18 protein-coding genes and 1 pseudogene are annotated in these 24,937 nt (G+C 45.6%); 12 read left to right on the plus strand and 7 right to left on the minus strand.

Features of this window, described 5'->3' with window-relative positions; translation table 11 throughout:
* The first annotated feature begins 102 nt into the window (after window positions 1–102).
* The gene (locus FIM25_RS03190; protein WP_139446211.1) at window positions 103–294 is read left to right on the plus strand and encodes a DUF362 domain-containing protein; all 192 of its coding nucleotides are present in this window, start codon (window positions 103–105) and stop codon (window positions 292–294) included.
* A gap of 103 nt (window positions 295–397) precedes the next feature.
* Here the strand turns inward: FIM25_RS03190 and FIM25_RS03195 are convergent, their stop codons facing one another.
* Together FIM25_RS03195 and FIM25_RS03200 are read right to left on the minus strand one after the other, a co-directional pair.
* Window positions 398–1,597 carry an aminopeptidase gene (locus FIM25_RS03195; protein ID WP_139446214.1) on the minus strand — a complete coding sequence of 400 codons (1,200 nt, stop codon included), beginning with the start codon at window positions 1,595–1,597 and terminating at the stop codon, window positions 398–400.
* 39 nt (window positions 1,598–1,636) lie between these two features.
* Window positions 1,637–1,894 (minus strand): cytoplasmic protein, encoded by a 258-nt coding sequence (locus FIM25_RS03200; RefSeq protein WP_139446217.1) that lies wholly within the window; start codon window positions 1,892–1,894, stop codon window positions 1,637–1,639.
* A 167-nt stretch (window positions 1,895–2,061) separates the two neighbouring features.
* Here FIM25_RS03200 and FIM25_RS03205 point away from each other — a divergent pair, with 167 nt between their 5' ends.
* Complete coding sequence (locus FIM25_RS03205) at window positions 2,062–3,006, plus strand: alpha/beta fold hydrolase (protein WP_179953121.1); 945 nt, start codon at window positions 2,062–2,064, stop codon at window positions 3,004–3,006.
* On the opposite strand, the gene FIM25_RS03210 is transcribed toward FIM25_RS03205, so the two are convergent.
* On the minus strand, window positions 2,993–3,847 hold the full coding sequence (locus tag FIM25_RS03210) for a formylglycine-generating enzyme family protein (protein WP_139446221.1): 855 nt from the start codon (window positions 3,845–3,847) through the stop codon (window positions 2,993–2,995). The genes FIM25_RS03205 and FIM25_RS03210 overlap by 14 nt on opposite strands.
* Before the next feature lie 251 nt (window positions 3,848–4,098).
* Between FIM25_RS03210 and FIM25_RS03215 the strand changes: the two genes are divergently transcribed.
* Both FIM25_RS03215 and FIM25_RS03220 read left to right on the plus strand, forming a co-directional pair.
* Entirely contained in the window at window positions 4,099–5,112 is a 1,014-nt protein-coding gene (locus FIM25_RS03215; protein WP_139446223.1) for a diaminopimelate epimerase, read from the plus strand.
* Window positions 5,113–5,152: 40 nt separating this feature from the next.
* Complete coding sequence (locus FIM25_RS03220) at window positions 5,153–6,349, plus strand: ABC transporter substrate-binding protein (RefSeq protein ID WP_218961234.1); 1,197 nt, start codon at window positions 5,153–5,155, stop codon at window positions 6,347–6,349.
* A 630-nt stretch (window positions 6,350–6,979) separates the two neighbouring features.
* Here the strand turns inward: FIM25_RS03220 and FIM25_RS03225 are convergent.
* From FIM25_RS03225 to alr, 3 genes are read right to left on the minus strand one after another with little or no spacing between them, the layout of a single operon-like run.
* Window positions 6,980–8,485 (minus strand): glutamate-cysteine ligase family protein, encoded by a 1,506-nt coding sequence (locus tag FIM25_RS03225; RefSeq protein WP_139446225.1) that lies wholly within the window; start codon window positions 8,483–8,485, stop codon window positions 6,980–6,982.
* Complete coding sequence (locus FIM25_RS03230; protein WP_139446226.1) at window positions 8,482–10,890, minus strand: MFS transporter; 2,409 nt, start codon at window positions 10,888–10,890, stop codon at window positions 8,482–8,484. The genes FIM25_RS03225 and FIM25_RS03230 overlap by 4 nt, the downstream gene beginning before the upstream one ends.
* Window positions 10,887–12,017, minus strand: a complete 1,131-nt coding sequence (gene alr / locus FIM25_RS03235) for an alanine racemase (protein WP_139446228.1) — start codon at window positions 12,015–12,017, stop codon at window positions 10,887–10,889. Before alr ends, FIM25_RS03230 begins: the two co-directional genes overlap by 4 nt.
* 468 nt (window positions 12,018–12,485) lie before the next feature.
* Between alr and FIM25_RS03240 the strand changes: the two genes are divergently transcribed.
* Entirely contained in the window at window positions 12,486–15,467 is a 2,982-nt protein-coding gene (locus tag FIM25_RS03240; RefSeq protein ID WP_139446231.1) for a DUF748 domain-containing protein, read from the plus strand.
* 276 nt (window positions 15,468–15,743) lie between these two features.
* Window positions 15,744–16,502: a PP2C family protein-serine/threonine phosphatase gene (locus tag FIM25_RS03245; RefSeq protein ID WP_179953122.1), complete on the plus strand. Its 759-nt coding sequence runs from the start codon at window positions 15,744–15,746 to the stop codon at window positions 16,500–16,502.
* A 189-nt stretch (window positions 16,503–16,691) separates the two neighbouring features.
* On the opposite strand, the pseudogene FIM25_RS03250 reads toward FIM25_RS03245, so the two are convergent.
* A pseudogene (locus FIM25_RS03250) lies at window positions 16,692–17,734 on the minus strand (IS630 family transposase).
* A gap of 519 nt (window positions 17,735–18,253) precedes the next feature.
* Between FIM25_RS03250 and FIM25_RS03255 the strand changes: the two are divergent.
* The 6 genes from FIM25_RS03255 (at window position 18,254) to FIM25_RS03280 (ending at window position 24,827) form a co-directional block, all read left to right on the plus strand.
* Window positions 18,254–20,116, plus strand: coding sequence for a hypothetical protein (locus FIM25_RS03255; RefSeq protein ID WP_139446236.1), 1,863 nt, complete (start codon window positions 18,254–18,256; stop codon window positions 20,114–20,116).
* Between the two features lie 39 nt (window positions 20,117–20,155).
* Window positions 20,156–21,313 carry a hypothetical protein gene (locus FIM25_RS03260; RefSeq protein WP_139446239.1) on the plus strand — a complete coding sequence of 386 codons (1,158 nt, stop codon included), beginning with the start codon at window positions 20,156–20,158 and terminating at the stop codon, window positions 21,311–21,313.
* A gap of 350 nt (window positions 21,314–21,663) precedes the next feature.
* The gene (glsA, locus tag FIM25_RS03265; RefSeq protein ID WP_139446241.1) at window positions 21,664–22,698 is read left to right on the plus strand and encodes a glutaminase A; all 1,035 of its coding nucleotides are present in this window, start codon (window positions 21,664–21,666) and stop codon (window positions 22,696–22,698) included.
* Window positions 22,699–22,721: 23 nt separating this feature from the next.
* Complete coding sequence (locus FIM25_RS17855) at window positions 22,722–22,802, plus strand: twin-arginine translocation signal domain-containing protein (protein WP_425456377.1); 81 nt, start codon at window positions 22,722–22,724, stop codon at window positions 22,800–22,802.
* A 110-nt stretch (window positions 22,803–22,912) separates the two neighbouring features.
* Entirely contained in the window at window positions 22,913–23,413 is a 501-nt protein-coding gene (locus FIM25_RS03275) for an MFS transporter (protein WP_139446246.1), read from the plus strand.
* 103 nt (window positions 23,414–23,516) lie between these two features.
* Window positions 23,517–24,827 (plus strand): phosphatidylserine decarboxylase, encoded by a 1,311-nt coding sequence (locus tag FIM25_RS03280; RefSeq protein ID WP_218961236.1) that lies wholly within the window; start codon window positions 23,517–23,519, stop codon window positions 24,825–24,827.
* The last annotated feature ends 110 nt before the right edge of the window (window positions 24,828–24,937 follow it).

The raw sequence follows: 24,937 nt of genomic DNA on the forward strand, positions 1-24,937 counted from the left end.
TTTGACAGGTGGTGTCTTTTCCGGCAGGGAAACCCACCATCCCCATAAAGATGCAAGGGCATCCTTAATTTTTATTTTATTATTTTATAAGGAGTACGGAAGATGAGTACCTATACCCCCATCGTTGATGAAGATAAGTGTGTTGGATGTGAAGAATGTGTGGATGTATGTCCTACGGATGTATTTGAAATGCAGGATGGTAAATCCGTTCCCGTAAATGCTGATGAGTGCCTGGGCTGCGAAAGCTGCCTTGAGGTTTGTGAGCCGGCAGCCATTGTTATTGAAGGACTTTAACAGCTAAAAATTTCAGCAGGGTGTGTTGTACTCATTCCCATGCAACTTGTTTAAAACTAAAAACCCGGAAAGGGCCTGTGGCTCTGCCGGGTTTTTGTTATTTTTATGGATTCAAAAAAAGACCGTTTTCATAAATCCGGATACGTTCTCCTGAGTGCAGTACAGCATCCACGCATTTGGGCCGGGTATTGACAAGATCCCAGTGCAGGGCGGAATCATTGAAACCCAGAGCCTTTTTTTGATCAGATCCAAAGGATGTAAGATCGCCTGTGAAGCTGTCCGCATAGGCAGACCCGATGGCAATGTGGCTGTTGCCCCACTCGCCGCCGTAGTTTTCGTCAAAAAGGGTGTTGGCCATAAAACGATTGATCCGCGAGAACCTTCTGTCTGTCAGGGAAAACTCACCGACCCTGCGGGCACCGGCATCGGTTTCAAGCTGTTTGAGAAGAAAGTTCTCTCCTTCTTCGGCTGTGGCCTTTACCACTTCTCCACCGGAAAATTCCAGACGAACCCCCCGAACCCTGTGACCGCTGCGGAATGAAACCTGATCCGCATAAAAGACACCCTCTGTTCCCCGCCAGTCCGGAGATATGAAAAGCTCAAAGCTTGGGATATTATGCCCCGAAAGCCCAAGCCATTTTCTTTGTTCTCCTGCACGGATTTTCAGATCGCAGGTGTCGGACTGAATGTGGAAAAAGTCCGTATTCAGGCTGTTCAGCCATTTTTTGATGGCTTTTGCCCTTTCAAGGATGCTTTCCCACCGGGCTACGGGGTTTGCCATATCCAGGAAGCAGGCCTGCAGAATCTGCTGGGTATATTCATCAAAGCCCATATCCGCCTGATGGGCCAGCTCTTTGGTGGGATAGATGCACAGGGTCCATCCGAACAGTCTTCTGGCGTCCCTTTCATCCAGAATCTCCTTGAATACTTTACGACTGCGGGCAAAAAAAGCCATACGGGAAGGATCTGTATCCGCAAGGTGGGTGAGGGATTCCGGCGCATGGAGAACGATATTTCCGTTAAGACTGGACAAAAGCTCTTTTTCTCCGGGGGCATGGAAGCCCAGCTGGGCATCGGAACTTTTTTTATAAAAGTCTTTTTCCATTCTGGGTGAAAGGGCTGTGCGCATAATGGGATGGGCGCCCTTTTCCAGTATTTTTTCAAAGAGTACTTCCGCCAGGGGAAGGGCCGCTGCATGGTAGCGGAGCATAATGATATCATCTTTGGCCATGGGTTGTGTCCGGGCTGTATCCAGTGCCCAGAGGAGAACTTCCGCATAGCGTTCCAGAAAGTCTGGCTGCATGAAACACCTTCCTTTGTTCAGGTTTAAAACAGGTTTGAATCAGTGATGATGGTTGTCTTTGAGAAAGAGATTGTGGTATTCGTCCTCGGAAAAATGTTTTTTCAGTATGGTGTAAATGGTGTCATGCAGGGTTTCAAGGTCGCGATCCTCAAGGCGGGGCAGAAGGGATGCAAGGCAGGTGTCATCGGAAAATTTCTGCAAAAGCCAGGCAATGGTCTCTTCATCGGATCTGCGGTCCAGACCAAAGGCACCAAAGCCTTCATAGTTTTCTACAAAGGTGTGGGAATGATTTTTCATGGGGGTCTCCGGATTTTTTACAATGTTAATTACAGCCCTCAAGCTCCATAAGTTTTTTTGTTTCCACAGAGGGCTTGATATTTAACTTGATGTCGAATGCACAGATATCTTTTGTGCCTTATCTCAACAGAAGCTACAATGCTTTTTACCCTAAGGCAGAAAAAAGTATGAAGAAAGATCCGATTCAATTTTTAAAGGATACTTTTTTTCTTAAAGCCGATGACGGACTTCTGCTGCGTTGCCACAGGGCCGTTCCCCCCGGATGGGAGGCGGGTGGTCCTGTGCTTCTTATTCTGACGGGAAGGGCGGAATGTCTGGACAAGTACGACAGACTCACTGCCATGTTTCAGAAAAAGGGTGTTGCCGTGGTACGGAAGGACTGGCGGGGGCAGGGTGGTTCCGGCCGCATGCTGAAAGATGGCCAGAAAGGTCATGTGACAGATTTTCAGCTTTATCTGCAGGATCTCAAAATTGTACTCGCCTCCCTTGTCTATCCCATGAAACCCGGCAAGCTTGTCCTACTTGGCCACTCCATGGGATCTCACCTGATACTGCGTCATCTTCTGGAGCAGCCTGACGGTATTCATGCAGCCATACTGGAATCTCCCATGTTTTCCATCAGCACCTTTCCGCTTCCCTATGCTGCCGCCAGATATATTTTCAGACTTGCAGGACAAAGAAGCCTTGCAGAGGCCTATATACCGGGAGGCGGTCCCTTCAGGCCCAGTGCTCCTTTTGCGGGAAACAGGCTGACCGGGGATTCAGAGCATTTTTTCAGGTTTCAGGATTTTCTCCGTCAGCACAGACAGATGCAGATGGGGGCACCCACACTGGGATGGATGGATGCTGCGGATAGTTCCATGGAAAGAATGTGGAAAGATCTGGAATCGGCAGATCTGCAAACTCCTCTGCTGATTCTTTCCGGTTTGGAAGACAGGGTGGTACATCCCCATGACCATGAAAAGGCCACTTCTTACCTGCCCTATGCCCAACTTGCATCTTTTAAGGGTGCACGCCATGAGCTTTATATGGAAAGGCAGGAAATCAGGATAAAAGTCTGGAAGAGAATAGAAAACTTTTTAAATAAAACAAATTTTTTTACTGCATTCTGACTACACGGAAACCGATGTAACTGCGTTTGACATCGGGGTGAAAGGCCATACGGTTGGCACTTCGGCTGTGTTCAGGACTTTGGAAAAAGGCCCCGCCCCGGACGACCCTGTGGCTGCCCCGTCTTGAAAGGGGATCTTTAATGTCATTCTCATAGGTGTCCGTAAAGACTCCGGCCCTGCGACTGAAACTTGAGCGGTTGTTGCAGGCATCAAGGCACCATTCCATGACATTGCCATGGACATCATAGAGACCAAAGGCATTGGGTTTTTTAAGGGCTACGGGCTTGATGCTGAAACCATGGGCAGGGTAGGACTGTCCGGAGTTTCCGCAATACCAGCCAGATTCATTTAATACGGGATCCAGAGGAATACAGGTGGTTTCGTGGATAGGTCCATTGAAAAAAGCTGTCTGGGTTCCGGCTCTGGCCGCATATTCCCATTCCGCTTCCGTTGGCAGGCGGTAGCTGCGGCTGCCTTCCATGGCATTGAGCTGCTGGAGGAACTGAAGGGCATCATTCCAGGATACGTTTTCCACAGGACAGTCCCCGCCGCAGGACTGAGCGGAAGAAGGGGTTGTTCTCATCACATCAAACCACTGTTTCTGGGTGACCACAGTGGTGGAAATATAAAAGGCACGGGTAATGTGGACCGTGTGGAGGGCTTCATCCCAGTTTCTGCCCTTTTCCGTGGCAGGGCTTCCCATGGAAAAAGAGCCCGGCGGAATAAGAACAAATTCCATTTCCACGCTGTTGATGAAAGTTCCAGAACCATGGGCCTTGAGACATAAAAGGGACAGGAGAAACAGGCTCTGCAGGATTTTTTTGTGGTAAGAAAGGGGCATATCCTGTCTCCTTTGATTTTAGTCACTGTTCAGCATATTTTGTCTATGCTAACCTTAATGGTGACAATATGCCTGAAGAAACCTGACGGGTAAAGGTCTGAGTATGCAAGAGGGCAGAATGCTATTCCTGTCTTGTATTATTCTTGGTGCTGGAAATTACATCTGGTTTTAGCTTTAAAAAAACGGTATCTTCCAGCATATTATGATTTTTTATGGAGAGTTATTCTAAAAAACGACCAAGGTAAACTGCTATGCGCCTTCCTTTTATAAAAATGCATGTCTGCGGCAATAACTTTATTTTTGTGGATGAGCTGGGACGCGATCCCATGCCCGATGCCCTTGTATCGGATCTGGCAAAAAAACTGACGGATCCTTACACTGGAGTGGGGGCAGACGGCCTGATCCGGCTGGGCGGAGTGAATCCATCTGATTCTTCCGGCATTTCCTTCCGGCTTCTGAAACCGGACGGTTCCGAATCCTTAAGCTGTGGCAATGGCCTTCTGTGTGCTGGCCGTTACCTTGCGGACCGCTATGGGGTGAAACAGACGGTTTTTCAGACCCAGATTCCCACTGGAAGGCCCGTTGCCGTGGTATCCGGAGAAACCGGTGGTAAACGCTGGATCCGTGTACCAGCACCTGGTTCCATACCGGATTTTCTTTTTCGTCTGGAACGCCATGAAGATATTGTTACTCCTGAAGGACGTCTTGTATTTAATTTGCAGTCCCGGAGAAAAGCCCCCTTGTTTATGGAGAACAGCGAAGATGAGCTTTCCTTTGTTGCAAGCCCTGTTTTTGCAGGAGAACCTCACCTTGTGGTAAGGGATTCTGGTATTGTTCCCAAAGAGAGGGCAGGCTGTCTTTTTCCTGAAATGGATGGTGCTGTGGAACTGCGCAGGGACTGGGGAAATCTTCTGCTCTGTCGTATGGGAGGACAGATTTCAGCCCAGTATCCGGGGTTGTTTCCTAAGGGGATCAATCTCATGGTGGCAAGATCATCCGGCGGTGGAGAAATAATCTTTTTCCGATCATTTAAAAGTGGAAATCTCAGGGAAACCATGGCCTGCGGAACTGGGGCTCTGGCATGTGCAGCCGTATTGGGAAAGGGTGATGCCATCCGCGTTGTACCTGAAATGGCCAGAAGGCATATGGGAGCTTTAGGATATACGATTATTCCCGGAAAAAATGAATGGTATATCTACGGTGATCCGGAACTGATCTGGGAGGGCATTTGGACTGGCTGTTCACCCTTCCCGGGTGAAGTATGACAAATGGCAGGTATGCAGTAGTTATTCAGGGATTTTTTGTTTGTCCATCAATAAAATGTATCTAACCTTTATTGAGGTGGTTATGCACTTTATCAAGTCAACGATTCTGATTCTTGTAATGCTTGTGTTTTTTATCCCTGAATCATGGGCCGGGAAGTATCCCCTAACTCCTGTGACAAAAAACGGTGAAAAATGGCGTGTAGGTTATTTGGAAGGCGGTATGTTTCCAGATTATCAGATTATTTTTTTCAGGACCGTGCAGGGACTGATGGAGCTGGGCTGGATTAAACCCATGGACCTGCCGGAAACATACAATCCGGATCACAGAGAGGCCTGGCAGTGGCTGGCTGAAAATGCCCGGTCAGATTATATGGAATTTGTCAGGGATGCATTTTATACATCGGAATTTAAGGCTGATCAGCGTGTCCGGACAAAACAGGAGCTGCTTGACCGGCTTAATAAAAAGAAGGATCTGGATCTGATTCTGGCCATGGGAACCTGGGCGGGGCAGGATCTGGCCAATGATGAGCATTCTATTCCCACTGTGGTGGCTTCCACCAGTGATCCTCTGGGTTCTGGAATTATTAAAAGCGCTGATGACTCCGGATTCAAACACCTGCACGCAAAGATTGAACCTGACAGATATGTACGTCAGTTACGTCTCTTCCATGATATTACCCGTTTCAGGACCATGGGTATAGTTTTTGAGAACAGTCTTGAAGGCCGGACCTTTGCTGCTGTGGCTGATGCCGAACAAGTGGCAAGGGAGCGAGGATTTGAATTGAAAATCTGCCATGCCCGAAACAGTGACATTAGTCTGGAGCAGGCCAATCGGGAGGCCCTTGCATGTTATACAGAGCTGGCACCTCAGGTGGAGGCCATGTATATCACTGTCCATCGGGGGGAAAATCTGGGTAATCTGTCTAACCTTTTAAATCCATTATTTAAAAATGAAGTAGCTACCTTTGCCATGCCGGGATCTGAGTTTGTAAAACATGGTGCCCTTCTAAGTATCGCCCATGCCGGTTTTGCCTATGTAGGCAGGTTTCATGCCGAGACCATTGCGAAAATATTCAATGGAGCTAAACCTGGAAGCCTTGAGCAGAGGTGGGCGGCGCCATCAAAAATTGCCATCAATTTGAAAACCGCTGAAACAATAGGATTCGACCCGCCCTTTGATGTTCTGGTTGCAGCTGATGAAATCTATGATCATAAAGCTGAGGCAGGTAAGCAGTGATGTTTGTATTTTCTGAGTAATTACAAGTTGCTCTGTGTACCTTGTTTTGCCATGGAATATGGTTTTTGTGTAATTGTTAAGTACATTTTATTTAGAAATTCCAACATTGTAATTTCAACAGCTTCGTACCGTGCAAGGCACCCTGGCTGTTTGTAAGTGACGTTGCAATCGTTTCGGATAGAGCTTCGTCCGGCACTCAAGCTATAAACCTAAAGCTTACTATGAAAACAATCAGATTTTTCAAGCTTGAGTGCCGGAGTGCTAATAAAATCGGCAACTGTCTGAAGTCGGCACCAAGGCAGCAAACTTAAGCTGCCATGGTAATACATAAATTTATCCTGCCTGTGCCGACAAGTTTTGCCGATTCAGCACAAGACAAGAAGATCCCGAATAAGATTGCGTCACGGGCAAATAGCTTGGGTGCCTGTGCATTTGCTTGACGGTTATGGTCTTTAGAAAATGTTCTGAACAGCAGCTCACGCCCTGTTAGGGCGTCTTGTCATAGAGTAGCTTGTTGCCAGATTCAGAATCATTCTGAGCACAGACAGACAATGGTCAAATTTTTAAATATTTGAATTTAAAGAACTAAATTTAAGCTGCTCAGAAGTTAGGTTTTTGTTTGGCAAGGGTTCAGATCGGGACAGCTCTTCTTTCAAGTATCAGTTTCCCTATTCTATCCCTTAGAGATCCGTTCATACGGCTCAGGCGATCCAGGGCACGGTCTGCGCCGGTTTTTCCGGTTTGCAATACCCAAAGGGGATAATCCAGCATCCATTGATGCTCAAGTTCAAGCCCCTGTGCAGCTGTTTCCACAACATCCATGCAAAGATCTTTGACTTTTATTCCATTATATTCGCCGTCCAGTGCGTTTTTCACAGCCTCATTCCGTAAACCCAGAAGATCCGTCCAGCGGTATTTTTCCATGAGCATGGAAGTCTGCTTAAGATTTCTCAGGAGTCCGTACTGCATTGCACTTGGTGAGATGACAAGGGAGCTTGAAATATTGGATTTATCCAGTTTTGTCAGATCTCTGTCCGGATAATTGGCACCGGCAGCCCTGCCTTCAAGGTAGCAGAAGCTGATGAAAGGAGCTAAAAATTCTTCAAGCTTATCAGGATGATTATCCATGACATCCATGAATTCACTGAGCTCAGGGCCATTGTCCTTAAGGCCGTAGCGTATCCTGCAGTCTGTGTATTGGGTGAACTGATGATCAACCAGATGCCGGATATCCGGACTGATTATTTTTTTGTCCTTGTGGAAAAAAGATTTTCCCTGACATGGTCCGGACTTTAGAAAATCAAGCAGTGGTGGATCAGAGGGGATCAGATACATGTCCGCAGGGTTTTTGAGGCTGTCGGTTTCTGAGACAAACCACATGCTGGTTCCGGGGCCGAACATCCATTTCAGGTAGTCGGCCAGATTGTTAAAGGGTTTGGCAGGAGTCTGGTGCAGTTTTTTGTCACCTGCCATTTTTGAACAATCCATTTGCTTTGGCCAGATGGTGAGTCTGTTTTCCTTGAAGCCTGCAATTTTGCCTGCCTCAAAGGGACTGTTGGCATAGAGGGCTACAAAGGCTGGCGCAAGACCCAGAAGACAATTGAGTCCTGTTACGGCATTCCCGAGCTCTGTTTCAGTGCTTGGGCTGTTTTGCGCTTTGGCATCAAATCCGGCCATGTGGTTCCATCCGCGGTAACCCGTCTGGTATTCATAAATGGAACGTGGTGCCCGCACAGAGCTGTAAAATGTCTGGTTTATTTTGACATCAGGATGCTCGCTGAAGTTTATCACCATGGCTTTTTCCCGCTCCAGGGCTGCGAAAATATCCTTAAGCTCCAGATTGATCAGGCTGTGAAGCTGATTTAAACAGTCTTTTTCCTGCCTGACAGGTCCAAGGGAACTCTCAAGGTTGTTGAAACCATTGTCAATGGAGTGCAGGCCCTGCTCAAATTTCAGTCCATAGTCCCTGCCATGATATGCAAGCAGTTCTCCCTTTTGCCCCCTTAATTCTCTGATCTGCTGAAGATTGCGGAAAAACGTACCCACAGGATGGGTCTCAGTCGTCCGGATATGGGCTGTGGGCATCTCAAGCTCCACACCAATGCAGGGAAAAACAGTGGATTCATCCATGGTCATTTTTTTGCCTGTATGCCTTCATTTGCCATAAAAAAGAAAAGAATGGAAAGGAGCATATAGCCAAGTCCAAGAACTACCAGTCCCTGGGAAATGGATATTCCGGACATGAGTGCGCCCAGTGCCAGGGGACCAAGCATTTGTCCCAGTTTGTCTGCTGCCCGCTGAATGGCCATGGCTTTACCCATTCCGAACTCTTCGGTTGATTTGAGTTTTAAGGCAAAGGCTGTCTGGGCAGAACTGCCGATGCTGCTGGCCAGACCAAGAAGAAAGATGGCTATTACGATCACCAGAAAACCCTGATGAATATAGAGCAGGCTGAGCCCTAATCCTCCAAGGAGTCCTCCGGCAACAATGAAAGGTTTTTTGTTTTCTCTGCTGTCCACGATTTTACTTATTTGTGGGGCCAGATAAACAACTGAGAGACCATAGATCATAAGAACCCTGCCTATATCAGACTGACTCATGCCCAGCCCGTTCAGGTAAAGCGGTGTGGCAAAAAACAGAAGGCCCACCTGACAGATGGAAAAGGGGATAATGCAGAAAAAAATCAGGGCAAATACATTCCGGTCGGATATAAAACTAAGCAGGGAAGTGCCATTCACTGCAACTTCTTCCGAAGGAAGCGGAGTTGTCTGTCCTTTAAAGTTACGCATGAAAACCAGGAAGAATACGAGGGATGCCAGAGCAACGAGCATTCCCACCAGAAAGACCGGAGGATAGCCCGTTCGTTCAGCCAGTATGGCACCCAGAGCAGTGCCGCAGATATGTCCGGAAAAAATTCCTGCTACAAAATGGGAGCTGCCTCTGGCCCTTGTGGTGGGGCTGCAATTGGTAAAGAGAAAACTCTGCAGAGCCATCCAGGAAAGCCCGTAACCCAGTCCGCATACACCCCTTGCCAGTATAAAAGTAAGGCCATTGTCGGCCATGGCACTGAAAAACAATCCAGTGGATGTCATCAGTATTCCGCAGACAAAAGGCGTACGCCAGTCCCGTCTGTCCGCCATGGCTCCCGCAAGAAGTGATGCCCCCAAAGCGCAGAGCATTTCAAGGGAAATGGGCAGGCCAAGGATTATATTTTTTGGTAATCCCGGAATTGGTGTGTACAGTTCAAGCATCTGCAAAGGCACGAAGGACACGGGCATGGCAAATGCCAGTAAAAAAAGAAAAGCAGCGAATCTTGCCAGCATCAGATTATCCAATATATCCTGGTCTGTATGGGGTTTGATGGGATTCCTTTTTTTTCTGCGGATGTGGGAGATCATAAAGTATATTTGTTCTACGATGAGCAGGGATGCAATAAGGGCGATGGTCAGGGAATCCAGAAGCAGTTTTCTGATAAGTTTTCCCATGGAAGATTTGTCCAGAACCGCCCGGATTTCTCCCAGAACCGAGTTGTCGCTGGTTCTTATAAGGGGTACTGTAACCCACAGATCCTCCTGCAATTTGCCGTCCTTTTGTGGGGAAATATCCTGCAGGACATGTTTTGAAGCATAGGCCTGAATATTTCCGGCTTTGTCCAGAATTTTGAGGGAGTCAATTTCAGGGTTGGTTTCAATCACTTCCATGAGGTAGGCATCCATGCGACTGATCCGGTCCAGAGAAATCCCGGATGCAAGGATACGCTCCATGGTAGATTTGAGGAGGTGGAGCTGGGCCTGAATCTTTTCTTTATTCAACTGAACGTGGTCTCTGTGGAATTGATATACGCTTATGCCTGCGAAAACAGCCTGGGTGAGAACAATCACTGTCAGGACTCTGAAAAATATGATTTTGTGCAGGTCCTTGCCGTTAAGTTCAGGAATCCTTGAAAGCAGGATGAAAAGAATGCCCCCTGCCAGAATAGCAATTATTGCGCCCAGTATCAGCCTTTTTCCCCAGAAATTTCGGACTTCAGCTTTTATCTCATGCTTGTGGAATGAAAATACCAGACTGCCAGCCATGGAACCGGTAGTTGCTGCTGTTCCCGTCCATGTTTCTGCAGGTCCGTTGAGGGGTAAAATTATCAGATAAGCATCGCTGGTTTCCAGGATTTGCATGGATGGATCAGGGGAATCAATTCTTTTACCCTGTATTTTTGTTGAGGCAGGGTGGCTTTCGGGCAGGGGACTGATGCTGTAGATCTGATTATGGTGTACATCATAGATTTCTATGTTGGATAAGGTATGGTACATGGCCGCATAGTCAGCCATTTCCTTTTCAATCCCGATAAGGTTGTCTAAAGATTTTCCAAAACGCAGGGCGGCTTCAATTTTTCTCTTAAAATCCTTTTGTGGCACTGCGTATCCGGCAAGTTCCGAGGAAACAAAGATCTTTTCAAAGGAGTTGGAGACCAAAACTACCATGAAAGACAGGGAGAAAAAAAGAATAATTATGGAAAGGATGATGATACTCAGATTTTTTCTCACAGGGCCGTTCCGTTATGATATGTTTTTTCAGCATTCTTAAGAAGTGGTAAAAGCACCTCCCAGATTCCTTTGTCCGCACTCCGGGCTGCCTGAAACAAATTGATGTCAGGACCTGCCAGGATGACTTCGCTGCCTGACACTGCTTCAGATACATCGCTGACATCCAGCATGCTTTGGGCCAGAGCAGGCCTGCCAATGAGGGGGCACTTTCTTCCATGTACCGCAGGGAGCAGTTTTCCGGGCAGCAGGCTGTGAAGACCCTGATCAAAACCGCAGTGAATGACTGCTATCCGTCCGTCATTTTGCATCTGATGGGAGGCGTGGTAGCCGATGCAGGCGTGTTGAGGCACATCCCTGATCTGAATTATTCTGCTTGATATACGGGCTATGGGAGTCGGCTCTATTTCCCATTGGTGCATTCTTTCGGCATATCCGTAAAAGAGGGTGCCTATGCGAAGTGCATTCAGCCTGCCGCTTGAGACCCTGTCAGGAAAACCAAGCAGTCCTGTGGAGCTGCCCAGATGAACCATGTCCGGCATCAGGTTTGATTCTTCCAGCCTGTCAAGCAGGTCGTCAAAAATCCGGAACTGTTTTTCTGTAAATGCTTTGCTTCTGGCATCGTCTTGAAAGGAGCAGGCCAGATGGCTGTAGATGCCGTCCACTTTGATATGGGGAAGACGGTTTAGTATGGCCATGACCTCCTCAACCTTATCAGGGTTAAGGCCAAATCGTCCAAGGCCGGTATCAACCTTGATGTGGACCCGAAATTTCTGGGCAGTGTCTGGTTTATATGATGCAAGTTTCAGGGCAAAATCAGAGTCCGCCACCGTGAGGCTGAGATCGTATTCAAGGGCGTGGCTGAGGTTCGGGTAAAGGGGATCGTTCAGTGCCAGTACCGGGCAGTTTATGCCGGATTTTCTGAGGCTTATTCCCTCATCCAGTCCTGAAACAACCAGATAGTCAAGGCCTGCTTCGGCCATGGTTCCGGATATCTGAGACAGACCATGACCATAGGCGTTGCATTTGACAACACCCATTATTTTGATGTTATCGGGCACATGGCTTCGCACCAGAGTGATGTTTTTTTTTAAAGTTTCCAGATTTATCAGGGCAGCCAAAGGTGTCATAAATTTTCAGCCTCAGAGTACAGAAGGGGGGAAACTGAAGTGTCTGCTGAACAACTACCCAAAAAACTAAATAATATTTTAAAACCGAGACAGGCAATGAACTTTGAAATCTCTATCAGCTTTAAAAGGGTTCATACAAGAAATAAATTTAAGATCAAATGCCATCATCCATAGACCATAAAAAATGTCAGGTTTCCTTGATGTATGTTAAGGTGTGATATTGGTAAGCGTTCAGCACATTTTATTATGTAATTCAGGCATTGTAATTTCAGTAGTTTCGTACCATTGCAAGGCACCGTGGCTATTTGTAAGTGACCTTGCAATTGTTTCGGATAGAGCTTCGTCCTGTACTCAAGATCCATTTACTCAGATTGATCCAGTTTGGACAGCCTGCGGCATGGTCTGGGCTTTTTTGCAGATGAAATGTACTGATTCCAAATGTATATATTGCTGATGGAGGACAGGTGAATGAAACGGGTAATCAGGAATACTTTAATTGTTACGGCATCCTGCATCGTTTTGTGGTTTCCGGCGGTTTTTTTTGGGCTTTCCATGGCACTGACCCACATGGTGCCGGACCGGTTATCCCAGCTTCTGGGCCGGACCGTGAGCATTGAGCAGATCCGTGTGAATCCTTTTACCCTTTCTGTAACGGTGCGGGAATTTGAGATAAGGGAAAAAGACGGGAAAGATTCCTTTGTTTCCTTTGAACGTTTTTATGTCAATGCGGAAATCCTTTCTTTGATTCAACGGAGCCTGATTTTAAAGGCTGTGGAACTGGAAAAACCGGAAATTCATCTGGCTCGTTTTTCGGATATGACATTTAATTTCTCAGATATTATTGAGGGCATTCAAAGTGCTTCCCCTGCAGATGCAGAAGCTGAAAAAACAGATTCTGAAGAACCATTCAGCCCCTTTAACTTTACCGTGCAGGATATTCGGATTGTGGATGGAAGTATTGAATACAGAGATCTTCCTGCTGACAAAACGCATCGCCTTGATCCCATCAACTGGCATCTGCCCCTGATTTCCAATACAGAGCACCACAGGGACAGTTTTTCAGAGCCTGCCCTAAGCTTTGCTCTGGATGGGGCCCAGATCTCCGTTAATGTGTGGACAAAGCCCTTTAAAGACACCATGGAAACCCTTGTGGAACTTGGAGTGTCCGGTCTGTCCCTTCCCATGTATGCGTCATATCTTCCAGAGGATCAGGTGAGATTTATGCTTGAAAAAGGCACTCTGGATCTTACGGGTCAAGTGTCCTTTCGTATGGAGGAAAACCCGGTAGTGGAGGTGCAGGGGGATCTGATTCTTTCGGATATACATGTTATGGATAAGGCAGGTGAAGATATTTTTATGCTGCCCCGGCTGGAGTTGAGTCTTAACCCATCTCCAGTTCTCGAAAACCGTCTGCACATTGATACGCTTTTGATTCAGTCCCCCGGTCTTTTTGTTCAGCGCAGAGAAGATGGCAGCATCAGCCTGAATGATCTGATACCGGCTCCGGTTGATGCAGCTGATACATCCATTCCGGAAAAGATGGTTGCAGAAGATGAAAAAAATAAGGAAATCAGTGATGAAAGTGGCTTTTGGGTGGAGGTGGACACTTTTATTCTGGATGATGGCAGGCTGCAATTCAGGGATTTTTCAGTGCAGGCCGGAGGCAGAAAGCCCACCCAGTCTTCTGTGCTAACGGATATTTATCCCCTGCGCCTTACGGTATCTCCTTTTACCACGGTTCCTGATCATGCTTCTGTTTTTGATTTCAGTGCAGGTCTGAATGGGTCGGCCCAGCTTGTCATAAAAGGAGAGGTGCAGCTGACTCCCCTTTCCCTTACAAGCGATCTTGTTCTGTCGGACTTTGCCCTTATATGGCTGCAGCCTTATCTGCCTGAGAATATCCAGCTGGTGATCCGTGAGGGTCTGGCTTCTGCCGGAGCCCGTATTGCCTTTGCCTTGGAGGAAAACAGTGATTTTTCCCTTTCCCTTGAGTCTGATACGGCAATACTTGCCTTTAGCTCTGAGGATGCTCTGGAAGGTAATTCTTTTCTGGGCTGGGATGCTTTCACTGTTAAAGGTATACGGGTGGATATGCATCCATTGCGTGTGGATGTGGATGAAATTGCCTTCAAAGGTATGTATGCCAGTCTTGCAGTGCTGGAAGACGGTGGCATGAATCTTGATAATATTTTCATCAGGGAGGAACAGGATCATGAGGAAGAAGCTGCCGTAAAAAAAGAAAATTCCGATGAATCAGGCGATCCTGTTTTTATCCGCATCGGTGCTTTTGTAATGGATGATTCAGATTTCCGCTTTACAGACCGCAGTGTACTGCCCCATTACGATACCCGTCTGAACCTTGGGAATCTCCGCATTACGGGCTTGACCTCCGAGGATTTCAGGGCTGCGGATGTTCATGCGAAGGGGGTGATTGACGGGTATGCTCCTTTAAAAATTACCGGCTCCATGAATCCTTTGAGTGAAAATCTTTTTGTGAATCTGGATTTCAGTCTTGGCAATCTGGAGATGGTGCCCTTTTCTCCGTACACGGGAAAATTTATAGGAAGGGCCATTGAAAAGGGTAAGTTAAATCTTGATGTAAAATATCATATAGAAAATCAAAATATTACAGCAGATAATCATCTCCTTTTAGATCAGTTTACCCTTGGCAGAAGGGTGCCAGGTCCCGATGCCATGAACCTGCCTGTGGGACTTGCCATCTCCCTTCTCAAGGACAGGCATGGCAAAATAGAAATTGACCTGCCCGTCTCAGGAAGAACAGATGATCCGGAATTTGCCTGGGGAAAGCTTGTACTGAGAACCCTTCAGAATCTCATTGTGCGGGCGGCAGCTTCACCGTTTTCTCTGGTGGCATCTCTGGTGGGCGGTGGCGAGGAAATGCAGTTCATTGAATTTGAACCCGGAACTGCGGATCTGGATGAGACAGCCCATGGCAAACTTCTGTCCATCCGGACTCTTCTTTATGAAAGACCGGGCCTGAGGATGGAGATTTTAGGATACGCAGATGAAAAAAATGATACCCGTGCCCTGGCGAAACAGAATCTGGAGAGAAGAATCCGGATGCGTGCATCCGCAGATGGTGTGATTTCTGATGAAGGTGATATGAATGCTGAAACAAGACATGATTATCTGAAGATACTTTATCAGGATGCCATGGCTGTCCGTTCGCAGGAAAGTACCTCATCCGGTGAAGAAGCTGGTATTGAGCTGTCCCTTGAAGAAATGGAAGAGGAACTCATGAAAGATGTGAATATCCGGAACGCTGACCTTTACAGCCTCGCCATGGAAAGGGCTGCAGCCGTCAGGGCCTATGTACTTAAGGATGAAAAAATTGAAGCGCAGCGTGTATTTTTCAGGGAAGCTTCCCGTCCCCTGAAAACAGGCGATGATGCCGCAAGGGCCGGTCGGGTGGAGCTGGGGCTTCAATAGGGCTTAACAGAATCGTCATGCAGGTTTTCACTGGGTCTGACGTGTCAGCCCATCAATTATCATACGATGCACATGAAAGGCTGTCTGCGGATTACTGGATTTCATTGATGAAGACAGATCTCTTAGCAGTTCCTGAAAAAGAGAGGGGGGCGGAGAAGTCGGCATGATTTTATTCCAGTTTTGATTATTGAAAGCATAAAGAAAAAGTACATTCAAATCCTGAACCGTGTTAATTGCATGTTTTTAAGGCATATGAATGAAAGGAGAATCAATAATATGATTCAATCATTTGAGGCGAAAAGTATTGGAAAAAGACCTGAACAGCAGGATAGCACGGGCAGTCTGGAACTGGGCAACGGTTTTTATCTTTATGTGCTGGCCGATGGTATGGGTGGAGAAAGGGGAGGGCTTATTGCCAGTCGCACGGTTTGTAAGGAGTTTATGGCGTTTTTTGAAAACAATCCGGATATGGATGACCCTGCAAAGCTTCTGGAACAGGCTATGGTTGCAGCAAATGCGGCACTGCGTGAAAAGAGGGAGCAAGACTATGATCTCATGGGGATGGGAACGACCCTTATTGGTGTTTTAATGAATGGGCTGAGCCGGGTTTTTCATTTTGTCAGTGTGGGTGACAGTCCTTTATACCAGCTTTCTTCAGGTGGTCTTAAAAGGATCAATGCCAACCATGCCTATATTGAAGAACTGAAAAAAATGGTTGCGGATGGGCGCATGCATCCGGAAGAGCTTAAAACCGATCCGGCACGCAATGACATCACCAGCGCCCTGATGGGGGGCAATATCGAAGAGGTGGATTTCGGCACTGGCATACTTGAGTCCGGGGACCGGCTGCTGCTGGCCAGTGATGGCATACAGACCTTAAGTGACGGGCCTCATGGAGAGATCGCAGCAATCTTAAAGGAGGAAGGAAGCGATTTTGAATCTGCCGTGCTTGCTCTGTTGGATGCAGTGGCGGATAAGGAAGAACCTTATCAGGATAATACTGCGTTGATTTTCGTTGGATATGGGAATGAATAGTCTTTCTACATTCTTTTTGAGGGTTGAAAAAAACGATATGCCGCTACGTAGAACCCATAGTACTGCATCTATAAATTTCCGACAGGTTTCTTTTTTTTCTATGTAGATTGTTTTTTTATTTTTAATAAAAGACAAAATGTTATGCCAATTTTCATTTGTTATACTTTCAAAGCTTACAAATGAAAATAATTAATCAAGCATTATTTGATCTTTTTTGAACGTTTGAAATTTCAAATTAAGTAAAGTATCCAATTCTTTTTTATGTTTGCTATTGGTCTTTGAAATGCATGTCGAAATTGCGTTTTTAAAGTCATCAAAGTTTTCATAGTACCTTGAATAAAGACACGTTTTCTTTACGAACTTCCATAATCTTTCAATAATATTCAGATTTGGAGAATATGACGGAAGATAAAGCAATTCGATATCGAGCTTGGCTGCAAGTTCTTTGACAATAAGGCATTTTTGATACGGTGCATTATCCAATACAATAGTAATTGGTGTTTTCAATTTTTTTTGTGAAATTTTCAGTAAAAGATCACAAACACTATTAGCATTGATGTAAGTATCATTCGTGATTGTAATTACTTCATGACTGATCGCATCCAACGCTCCCAACACATTGTAACGTTTTCTTCCGGCAGGAGCTCTGATGAATTGTCTTACGAAGCACCAAATATATCCTAAGTATGGACTCAGGATGAAATGGGCTGCATCCATGAAATATAGCGTGCGATTTCCTGCTTTTGCTTCTTCTATTAGAGGATGTAATTTTTTTTTAGGAATACGCCTTGAACCTCTGGATCAGCTTTAGCAGGTATCATTCCGGTTTTTAGTCTTTTCATTCCAAGTTTCTTTAGAAATAGTCTTACCTGGGTCGGGCTCCTTCTAATACCGGTAATATCTTCTATGACCTTTATTGCCTCAGGAATACTTCTTGGTGGATTGCTTTTAAAATGGTCCTCAATTGTGACTTTGTGCGCCATTAAGTCGCTTTCCGGTTGATAGAAATTGATTTCTTTCAACTTTTCTATGCCGTCTTCTTTGTAATCATTTAAATATCTCCAAAGAGTCGTTGAGGATATTCCGATGACTTTAGCAATCACATTGTGCGGTAAATTTTGACTTTTCAGTAATAAGGCTTCCATCTTCATTTGCACTCTGGGGTGTGGATGATTAAACCTCTCGTACTGAAGTTGTTTTATTTCTTCGTTTGTGAATTCAATATGGATCATAATGCCTCCAAGTTTCGAAGTAAAATGATCTTTTTTATATACACCTGATTTTACTATGAATATAGTCGTTTTTTAAAATATTGAAATTAAAACATATTCTTTCCATCTGTGGCCGTTGACAGTATAAATTTGCATTTCCCAACACCATCCTCCTGGTTATCAATAAATAGTGCCTGAACGAAAATAGCATTTGCACTGTTAAATCAAAAGCTTGTATCGCTTTTTTAAAATGAAGTTTTTTATAAATCAGCCTTTTTTGTGGTAATATTTTTAAAGCTATTGATTTTATTGGTATAAAATTTTCAAGCTCAACAAATCTTCGCTGATTGAAATAAGGCTTTTTTTATTTCGTTTCAAGCTCATCTTATACATTTCCGTTCAGGCACTAAATATAAAGGATGGACAAATTACAGGGAGCTGGTCAAATGTCAACAGAGCCTAAGGTTTTAAAAATGTTCTTATTTTAAAGATACTATAAAACAGCTTGCGCAGGCATTCTGTGCATTGGAGGAGCTTATCATGTCCGATTATCTTAGTTTTGTTGTTAATTGGTTTAAAAATCATGGTAAAGACGCAAAAAAAGAAAAAGATTGGGAAGAAATCAGTATATGGCGGCAAAAATTTTATCTGGTGGAACGGATTCAGGAAGAGATTAGCAAGAAAAGTGAGAATGAAGGTCAAGTCGCATATCGGATAATATATGGTTATCATCTTAACTCAGGAAAACTGCAGTGCCGGATCTGGTATTATTCTGGCAGTGAGGCCAACTGGCGGGCTTCTACAGGATTCAGAAAAGATGGATCATGGGCAAAAGGAGCTGAAAGAATTGGAGATGATAAAGAAAGAAAATATACTCAAATAGGATATGTCAATGAATGCTTTGTCACCGCAGAAATGCATGACTTGCTGGAAAATTTTTGGGAAAAAGCTCCTTGCAGCAGGATTTATCGCGGTATTTGTCCATGGGGACAAAAGAATGGAAGATTGATAGAGCCGAAAAATAATGCCGAGGATTATTCAGTTTTTAAGTATATGGCAGAGACAGATTCAACTATTTCGAAAATCAAAATAAAATATAATGAAGAAAGGAAATTTAAACTCGCTAATTTCCCGGAAAATGTAGATAAAGATTCCATAAAAAGAAGTAAAGAAATTGGTTCTGTTCTGATTCAGAAAGTGTATGGAAAACAGGGTGCTAAAAATGCTGGGGGTATAACCAGGGTAGGAAGAGTGGAGGTGATAGGGGCTATCTCAAAACATGGGCAGATTTTTAAACATGACACTATCTTAAACGAGTGGATAGTATCCAGTCTAGCTAGCAAGCCGAACGAAAAAATGAAATACCATCCTGTGCTTAAAATGGATTACAGTATCAAATCCTATTTGTTGATAGGTAATACGGGCCCAAAAAATTCATCTGTTTTGGTTGTGGAAATAGCTTCTACCCTTAATCCCAGAGAACATACATATAAAGATTTTACAGGCACAATGAGGAAGGTGAATACGCCGGTATGCTGGGTCCGGGATGTCTATTATTTCTCAAGTGTGGTGACTTCTTTTGGAACGAGAAAAGAGATCCCTGTCAATCTCTCTTTTTTAGTTCAGAAACCCTGTGATTATCCCTCACAGGCAAGTAAAGATTATAATGAAATGATAGGAGTTAAGGCTGCAATTAATGATAAAGGGCAAAAAGAATTTCAAGGAGACCTTGGTGGAGGGAAATATGTTATTTTATCCCTGCTCAATGAGGCAACTTCATCTCTTATTAAGGCATTTAAGGATAAGGCAGCTTATCCCCGGTTTAGGGAAAAATACCATAGGTTAATAACCGAAATCAAACACATTGTGGCTTTAAAATTGCCTTTACTTGCAGATGGTAATTATCCATATGAATACTATTTGAGGGAACTTATCCTTTATGGTATCAAGGAATATCTGGCCATTCAAATGAAGGAGGGTGAAAATGTATATGACGATAAAGGCTTTCATGGTGCTGACGGAATAAAACGGGCAAATGCCTTGTATGCCTCTATTGAGCAAGCGGAGTCAGAAACGCAAATAAATCAAATCATGTACAAATGCTTCAAGGAAAACAAGGTCGGAGATTTTTCCGGTGGATGGTTCAGTGGAATCAACACCCACCCGACCTCTCTTTTTACCTGTGTATGCAGGTCTCTTTTGGCTATAGCAGAATCACCGGTCGGCCAGGTAAAAAACGAGATGAAGTGGAGTGAAAAAAGTGCGGAAAAATGCATTAACCGTATGATTGAGTTTATGTATGCAAGGGGGCCAGATTCTGACCATGTGGCTAAAAGTCAGCACATTACAAAGGAGTCTGAAAATCTTCTAAAGGCCCTGAAGGGTGAAAAGATTAAAGCCTGACCTGTTTTCCACCTGAATCCGTATTAAGGAGATTTAATTATGAAACAGTTTGAAAATGAAGCAGCTTTATATATCTGGCCTTATAAAGGCATTAATCATCCCGGACATGCTGCCATCGCCATCAGGGCTTTGGATAAAAATGATATTAAAGAGCCTCTGATAAGTGCTTATATAAGCTGGTGGCCAGAAGGCGGAGATGATGACAAAGTTGGTTTGTTTAATATCAGGCCTGCTAAGCCACACTCTGATTATTTTTCAGATAAATATGCAGAAATGGGTCCAGATACCAGTGAAGCATTGAGGGCAGGAACTAAGCAAATTGATCCAAAGCGGTTTCAAAAAAAATCCGAGAACAAACACGGGATCCCTTATTTTGTAGTTACAGCAAATAAAAAATATAATTTACCTGGTTTCGGTACTAAGCGAATAAGTTCTCAGAAGTCTGATGAAGTAGAGGATAAGTTTGATAATATTGCTTTCAGGCCTAAGCTTGCTATTGGCGAGTACAGCCTTTGGGGTCTTGCCCTTAATAAGATGGCGTTCTGGTGGTATAAATTCTGTACAGAAGAAAAGCATGGTTATCGTTTTGTCAGTACAAAGCTGAATTGTTCAGGGGTTGTCATGCAATGTCTGCTTGAAGGCTGTGCTGATGCTTATATAGATATTAAATCACCTAAAATGTATATCACACCCAATGATGTAGATAAAGCCTGTATGGAATTGGTTAAAAAGATAGATTGTCTGAATATTGAGAGCTACAGGTTTATAGTCAATTTAAGGAAAGAAGCAGCAGTTAAACAGACGGATCTTTATACTTATGATCAGTTTTATAAGGCAAGCAATGCAGGAAAATGGGCAAGAAGAAGGGAGCAGGTTGCAAAGATAGATGAGTACCTTACAGAATATCATCTTAAGGGAGCATGGTCTAAGGATAATTTTAAAGATAAATTCAAGTGTATGGCTAGAATGATGGATAATGTTATAAGTCACAGATCGAAGAAACCCAAAAGCGTTAATGGCCTTGCAGTTGAATCTTTGGGGGCACAGATACTCTCAGTTCTTTCATCTAAAACCTTTCATGATACCCTTGGTGCTCTTTCCGAAGAAATTAGCCCAGATCTTGTGAAACTGTTGAGGAAAATACTTGTTGCTCATGAACCTCTTAATGGTTTTTTCAAAAAAGAAAAGAAGATTTAAAGATGATTGGGTTTGCACGAAGTCAAAATCCTGGAGCCTATACCGCTATTCTGGTCTGCTAATTACATTTTTTGCGGCAGACTGGGGGCGGGCTGGACAAAGACTTCGTTTCCGGCCTCTCCCTGCCCTGGTGGATCGCCGGGACAACCATGTATAATGCCGGACGGCAATCCAAACCTCATCAACACACAGCTGCGGCTGGCCTTCAACATATTGCACCGCTTCGCCCTGGACCAGGCCTGGTCAGCCGTGGTCGGGGTTGTTCTCCCCTATCTTCAGTGACGGCATCAATTGGCTTTGGGTTTTGTCTATGATCTTGAATTTATTGATAAAAATCAGGAGAATAGCTCATGAAAGACACCTCGTGCTTCATCACATCGCCCGTCCTCCGCAGAATGGCCGTTGTTCTTGCATTCTTGCTCTTTTCAGCGTACCCGGCCTGGGCTCGCCCCTTAGTTAATTCTGACATCTTCGTGCAGGTTCTTCAGGAAGCCCACGCCCTGTTTGCGGAAGATACCGAGGGGGTCAATGCCGACTATATCCCCGAGCTTGCCAAGATACCTTCAGAGCTGTTCGGTCTGGCTTTGGTCACGGTGGACGGCCGGGTTTTCGTGGCCGGGGATGCGGACTATGTATTTTCCATCCAGTCCGTTTCCAAGCCTTTTACTGCGGCATTGGTTCTTCAGGAATACGATGCCCCGGAAATCCTCGTGGAAAGGATCGGGGTCGAGCCGACTGGCCTGCCCTTCAACTCCGTCCTGGCCGTAGAGCTGCACGCCTCCCGTTCCGTGAACCCCCTTGTCAATGCCGGAGCCATGGCAGCGGTCAGCCTCGTGCCTGCCGAAGACAAGACGGAGCGTTTTTTGAAAATCAAGCAATTCTATGAGGCCATGGCTGGCCAGAAACTGAAAGTGATCAAGGAGGTCTACCGTTCCGAAGCTGCCACGAACCAGAGCAACCGGGCCATTGCCAATCTCCTGAAAAAATACGGCCGGATTTACGCCGATCCGGAAGAGGCCCTGGATGTCTACACCCGGCAATGCGCCATAGGGGTTTCGGCACGCGTCCTGGCTATGATGGGCGCGACCCTGGCCAATGGCGGGGTCAACCCCATCAGCAAGAAGCAGGTCCTGGAAGCACGGTATGTTCCCAAGGTTCTGGCCCTCATGCTGACCGCCGGATTCTATGATGAATCCGGGCGATGGGCCTATGAAGTGGGCCTGCCGGCCAAGACCGGGGTCGGCGGCGGGATCGTGGCCGTGGTTCCAGGTGAAATGGCCGTGGCCGCATTTTCACCCCGCCTGAACCAGGCTGGCAACAGTGTCCGGGCCATGCGGGCCATCGAGTATGTCAGCCAGCGCCTGGGGCTGGGCTTATTTCAGTGAGTGCAATAATGAAGGAGGAAGGTATGGGCCGCAGAACATTTTTGAAGTTCGCCGCAGTCGGGGCGCTGGCCGGAAGTATTCAGGTCATTCCGGGGTACTTATGAGTCCCGGCCGGATCTGGTTCAGGTTCGGACTAGGCCGCCAGTTACATGGTGGCGGACAGCCATTTTAACTATCTGGACTTTTTGCCGTTTTCTTAAAAGGCCGTTCCAATTTGGGTCAATGTCTCAAAAATGATCCTGCGGAGTATACCTTTGTTGCTATCGCCCTGGTGGACCGTATAGGACGGCGGCCCTTGCTTCTGGCCGGAGCTTTAGGTCAGGCTGTCATGCTGGCCATCATGGCCATAATTTTTGCTACTGCGGACAAGGATCCTGGCATGGGCCTTGTTCTTGGCCCAATTGCCGGAACAGGAGCCCTGCTGGCTGCCAACGCCTATATTGCATTTTTTGCGGCAAGCTGGGGGCCGGTGGTCTGGGTGATGTTGGGCGAGATGTTTCCCAACCAGTGCCGAGGTGCTGCTCTTGCCATATGCGGCCTTGCCGGATGGAGCGCCAACTTCCTAGTGACCATGACCTTTCCCATCCTGCTCTCTATGTTTGACCTGGGCATCACTTACATGATTTACGCAGCTTTCGGCCTGGTGGCCTGGTTCTTCGTCCGCAGGTTCGTGCAGGAAACTAAGGGAAGGACTCTGGAGGAAATGACCTATTGAAAGGCGCATCATTCAAACCTAAAACAGGAGAAACCATTTATTTAATTCAGAAATGGTTTTACAAACGGGACGCATGTCCCTTTTTGAAAAAAAGGAGTTTAATATGTTCTTTTACTTGTCTCGAATGAAGTCAATTTTGATTTTTGTTTGTTTAGTCGCAACGCTTATACTGGCTTCTTCCAGCCAGGCGAGCTATCAGCCGAATACAGTCTATTTGCTCGACGAAAAACACGAACCGATCACGCAGCAGCTTATCATTATGCTGGAGTATAATCCGGAATTAAAAGGTATGCTTCTTCGCTCAATTGACATGGCTAAAAAGATCAATCCTGATAGAGCTACCAATCCTGCCCAGAGCCTTGAGGATTACTATGATTTTATTAATTGGGCTGCAAAAGCAATGCCCTGGACAATTTTACCAAGCGCTCATTCCTCGAGCCTGTATGAGCAAATTGACCAAAGTCTGAATTATTTTTATTTCATTAATGATCAACCGCTTCCCGAGTTGAAGGGCAAGGGGTATTTTAACAATTCATTGCAATACCATGAACCGTATCGAAGCTGGCTTATTCTTTTCACCAAACAATGGGGACGCTATCTGGGTGAGGAAGAGTCCTGGAATGAGGAATACTACAAGCTGGCACTGGCCGACGACCGATTCGGTCTGGCAAAAGGGTGGTATGAGGATCCCTCGAATTGGAAAAGCTTTAATGATTTTTTCGCAAGGTATCTGAAGTCGCCTGATCAGCGGCCCATTGCTTTGCCCGGGGATGCAAGTGTAGTCACCGCCCCGGCCGATTCAAGGCATCAGGGGGAGTGGAAGATCGACCATGACTCGAACATTGTTCATCATGGGGGAGTGGTGGTCAAATCAAGTCGCCTGAAGTCCATACCGGCTCTTCTTGGTGAGGATAATCCTTACAAGAATGCTTTTGCCAAAGGTACCTTCACGCATATTTTTCTTGATGTGAACGATTATCACCGTTATCACTTTCCAGTCAGCGGAGTTATCAGGCATATTGGCATTATAAAGCAGGATAACGCAGCAGGCGGCATTACATACTGGGATCCGGAGATTGGCAAGTATATTCTTGAGTCAATAAACCCGGGATGGCAGAATATTCAGACCCGTGGGGTCGTGATCATTGACACTGAGGAATACGGACTTGTAGCAGTTATTCCGGTTGGAATGTCGCAGGTGTCTTCAGTTAATTTTGAAGAGAGCATCAATCCGGGAGATGCTGTCAGAAAAGGCGACCCGCTTGGCTATTTTCTTTTCGGTGGTTCAAATATCATTTTTTTGTTTCAAAGCAAAGTGGAATTCAAATTGTCCGTTCCCAAAGAAGCATGTGGTACTGAATATAAACATCTTTTAATGGGCGAAGAATATGGAAAACTATCGCCTGTAAAATAATTGCTGTTTACTTAATAGCAGCTCACGCCCTGCTACGGCGTCTTGTCATAGAGTAACTTGTGTCATATTCAGAATCATTTTGAGCACAGATAGAGAATTGGTCATTTTTT

Origin of the sequence: Desulfobotulus mexicanus, from assembly GCF_006175995.1 — a bacterium.
Lineage (GTDB): Bacteria > Desulfobacterota > Desulfobacteria > Desulfobacterales > ASO4-4 > Desulfobotulus > Desulfobotulus mexicanus.

Bases quoted from the DNA above. Each gene is read 5' to 3' on its own strand.
- FIM25_RS03190 (WP_139446211.1), top strand. From the start codon at position 103: ATGAGTACCTATACCCCCATCGTTGATGAAGATAAGTGTGTTGGATGT.
- FIM25_RS03195 (WP_139446214.1), bottom strand. From the start codon at position 1,597: ATGCAGCCAGACTTTCTGGAACGCTATGCGGAAGTTCTCCTCTGGGCA.
- FIM25_RS03200 (WP_139446217.1), bottom strand. From the start codon at position 1,894: ATGAAAAATCATTCCCACACCTTTGTAGAAAACTATGAAGGCTTTGGT.
- FIM25_RS03205 (WP_179953121.1), top strand. From the start codon at position 2,062: ATGAAGAAAGATCCGATTCAATTTTTAAAGGATACTTTTTTTCTTAAA.
- FIM25_RS03210 (WP_139446221.1), bottom strand. From the start codon at position 3,847: ATGCCCCTTTCTTACCACAAAAAAATCCTGCAGAGCCTGTTTCTCCTG.
- FIM25_RS03215 (WP_139446223.1), top strand. From the start codon at position 4,099: ATGCGCCTTCCTTTTATAAAAATGCATGTCTGCGGCAATAACTTTATT.
- FIM25_RS03225 (WP_139446225.1), bottom strand. From the start codon at position 8,485: ATGACCATGGATGAATCCACTGTTTTTCCCTGCATTGGTGTGGAGCTT.
- alr (WP_139446228.1), bottom strand. From the start codon at position 12,017: ATGACACCTTTGGCTGCCCTGATAAATCTGGAAACTTTAAAAAAAAAC.
- FIM25_RS03240 (WP_139446231.1), top strand. From the start codon at position 12,486: ATGAAACGGGTAATCAGGAATACTTTAATTGTTACGGCATCCTGCATC.
- FIM25_RS03245 (WP_179953122.1), top strand. From the start codon at position 15,744: ATGATTCAATCATTTGAGGCGAAAAGTATTGGAAAAAGACCTGAACAG.
- FIM25_RS03255 (WP_139446236.1), top strand. From the start codon at position 18,254: ATGTCCGATTATCTTAGTTTTGTTGTTAATTGGTTTAAAAATCATGGT.
- FIM25_RS03260 (WP_139446239.1), top strand. From the start codon at position 20,156: ATGAAACAGTTTGAAAATGAAGCAGCTTTATATATCTGGCCTTATAAA.
- glsA (WP_139446241.1), top strand. From the start codon at position 21,664: ATGAAAGACACCTCGTGCTTCATCACATCGCCCGTCCTCCGCAGAATG.
- FIM25_RS17855 (WP_425456377.1), top strand. From the start codon at position 22,722: ATGGGCCGCAGAACATTTTTGAAGTTCGCCGCAGTCGGGGCGCTGGCC.
- FIM25_RS03280 (WP_218961236.1), top strand. From the start codon at position 23,517: ATGTTCTTTTACTTGTCTCGAATGAAGTCAATTTTGATTTTTGTTTGT.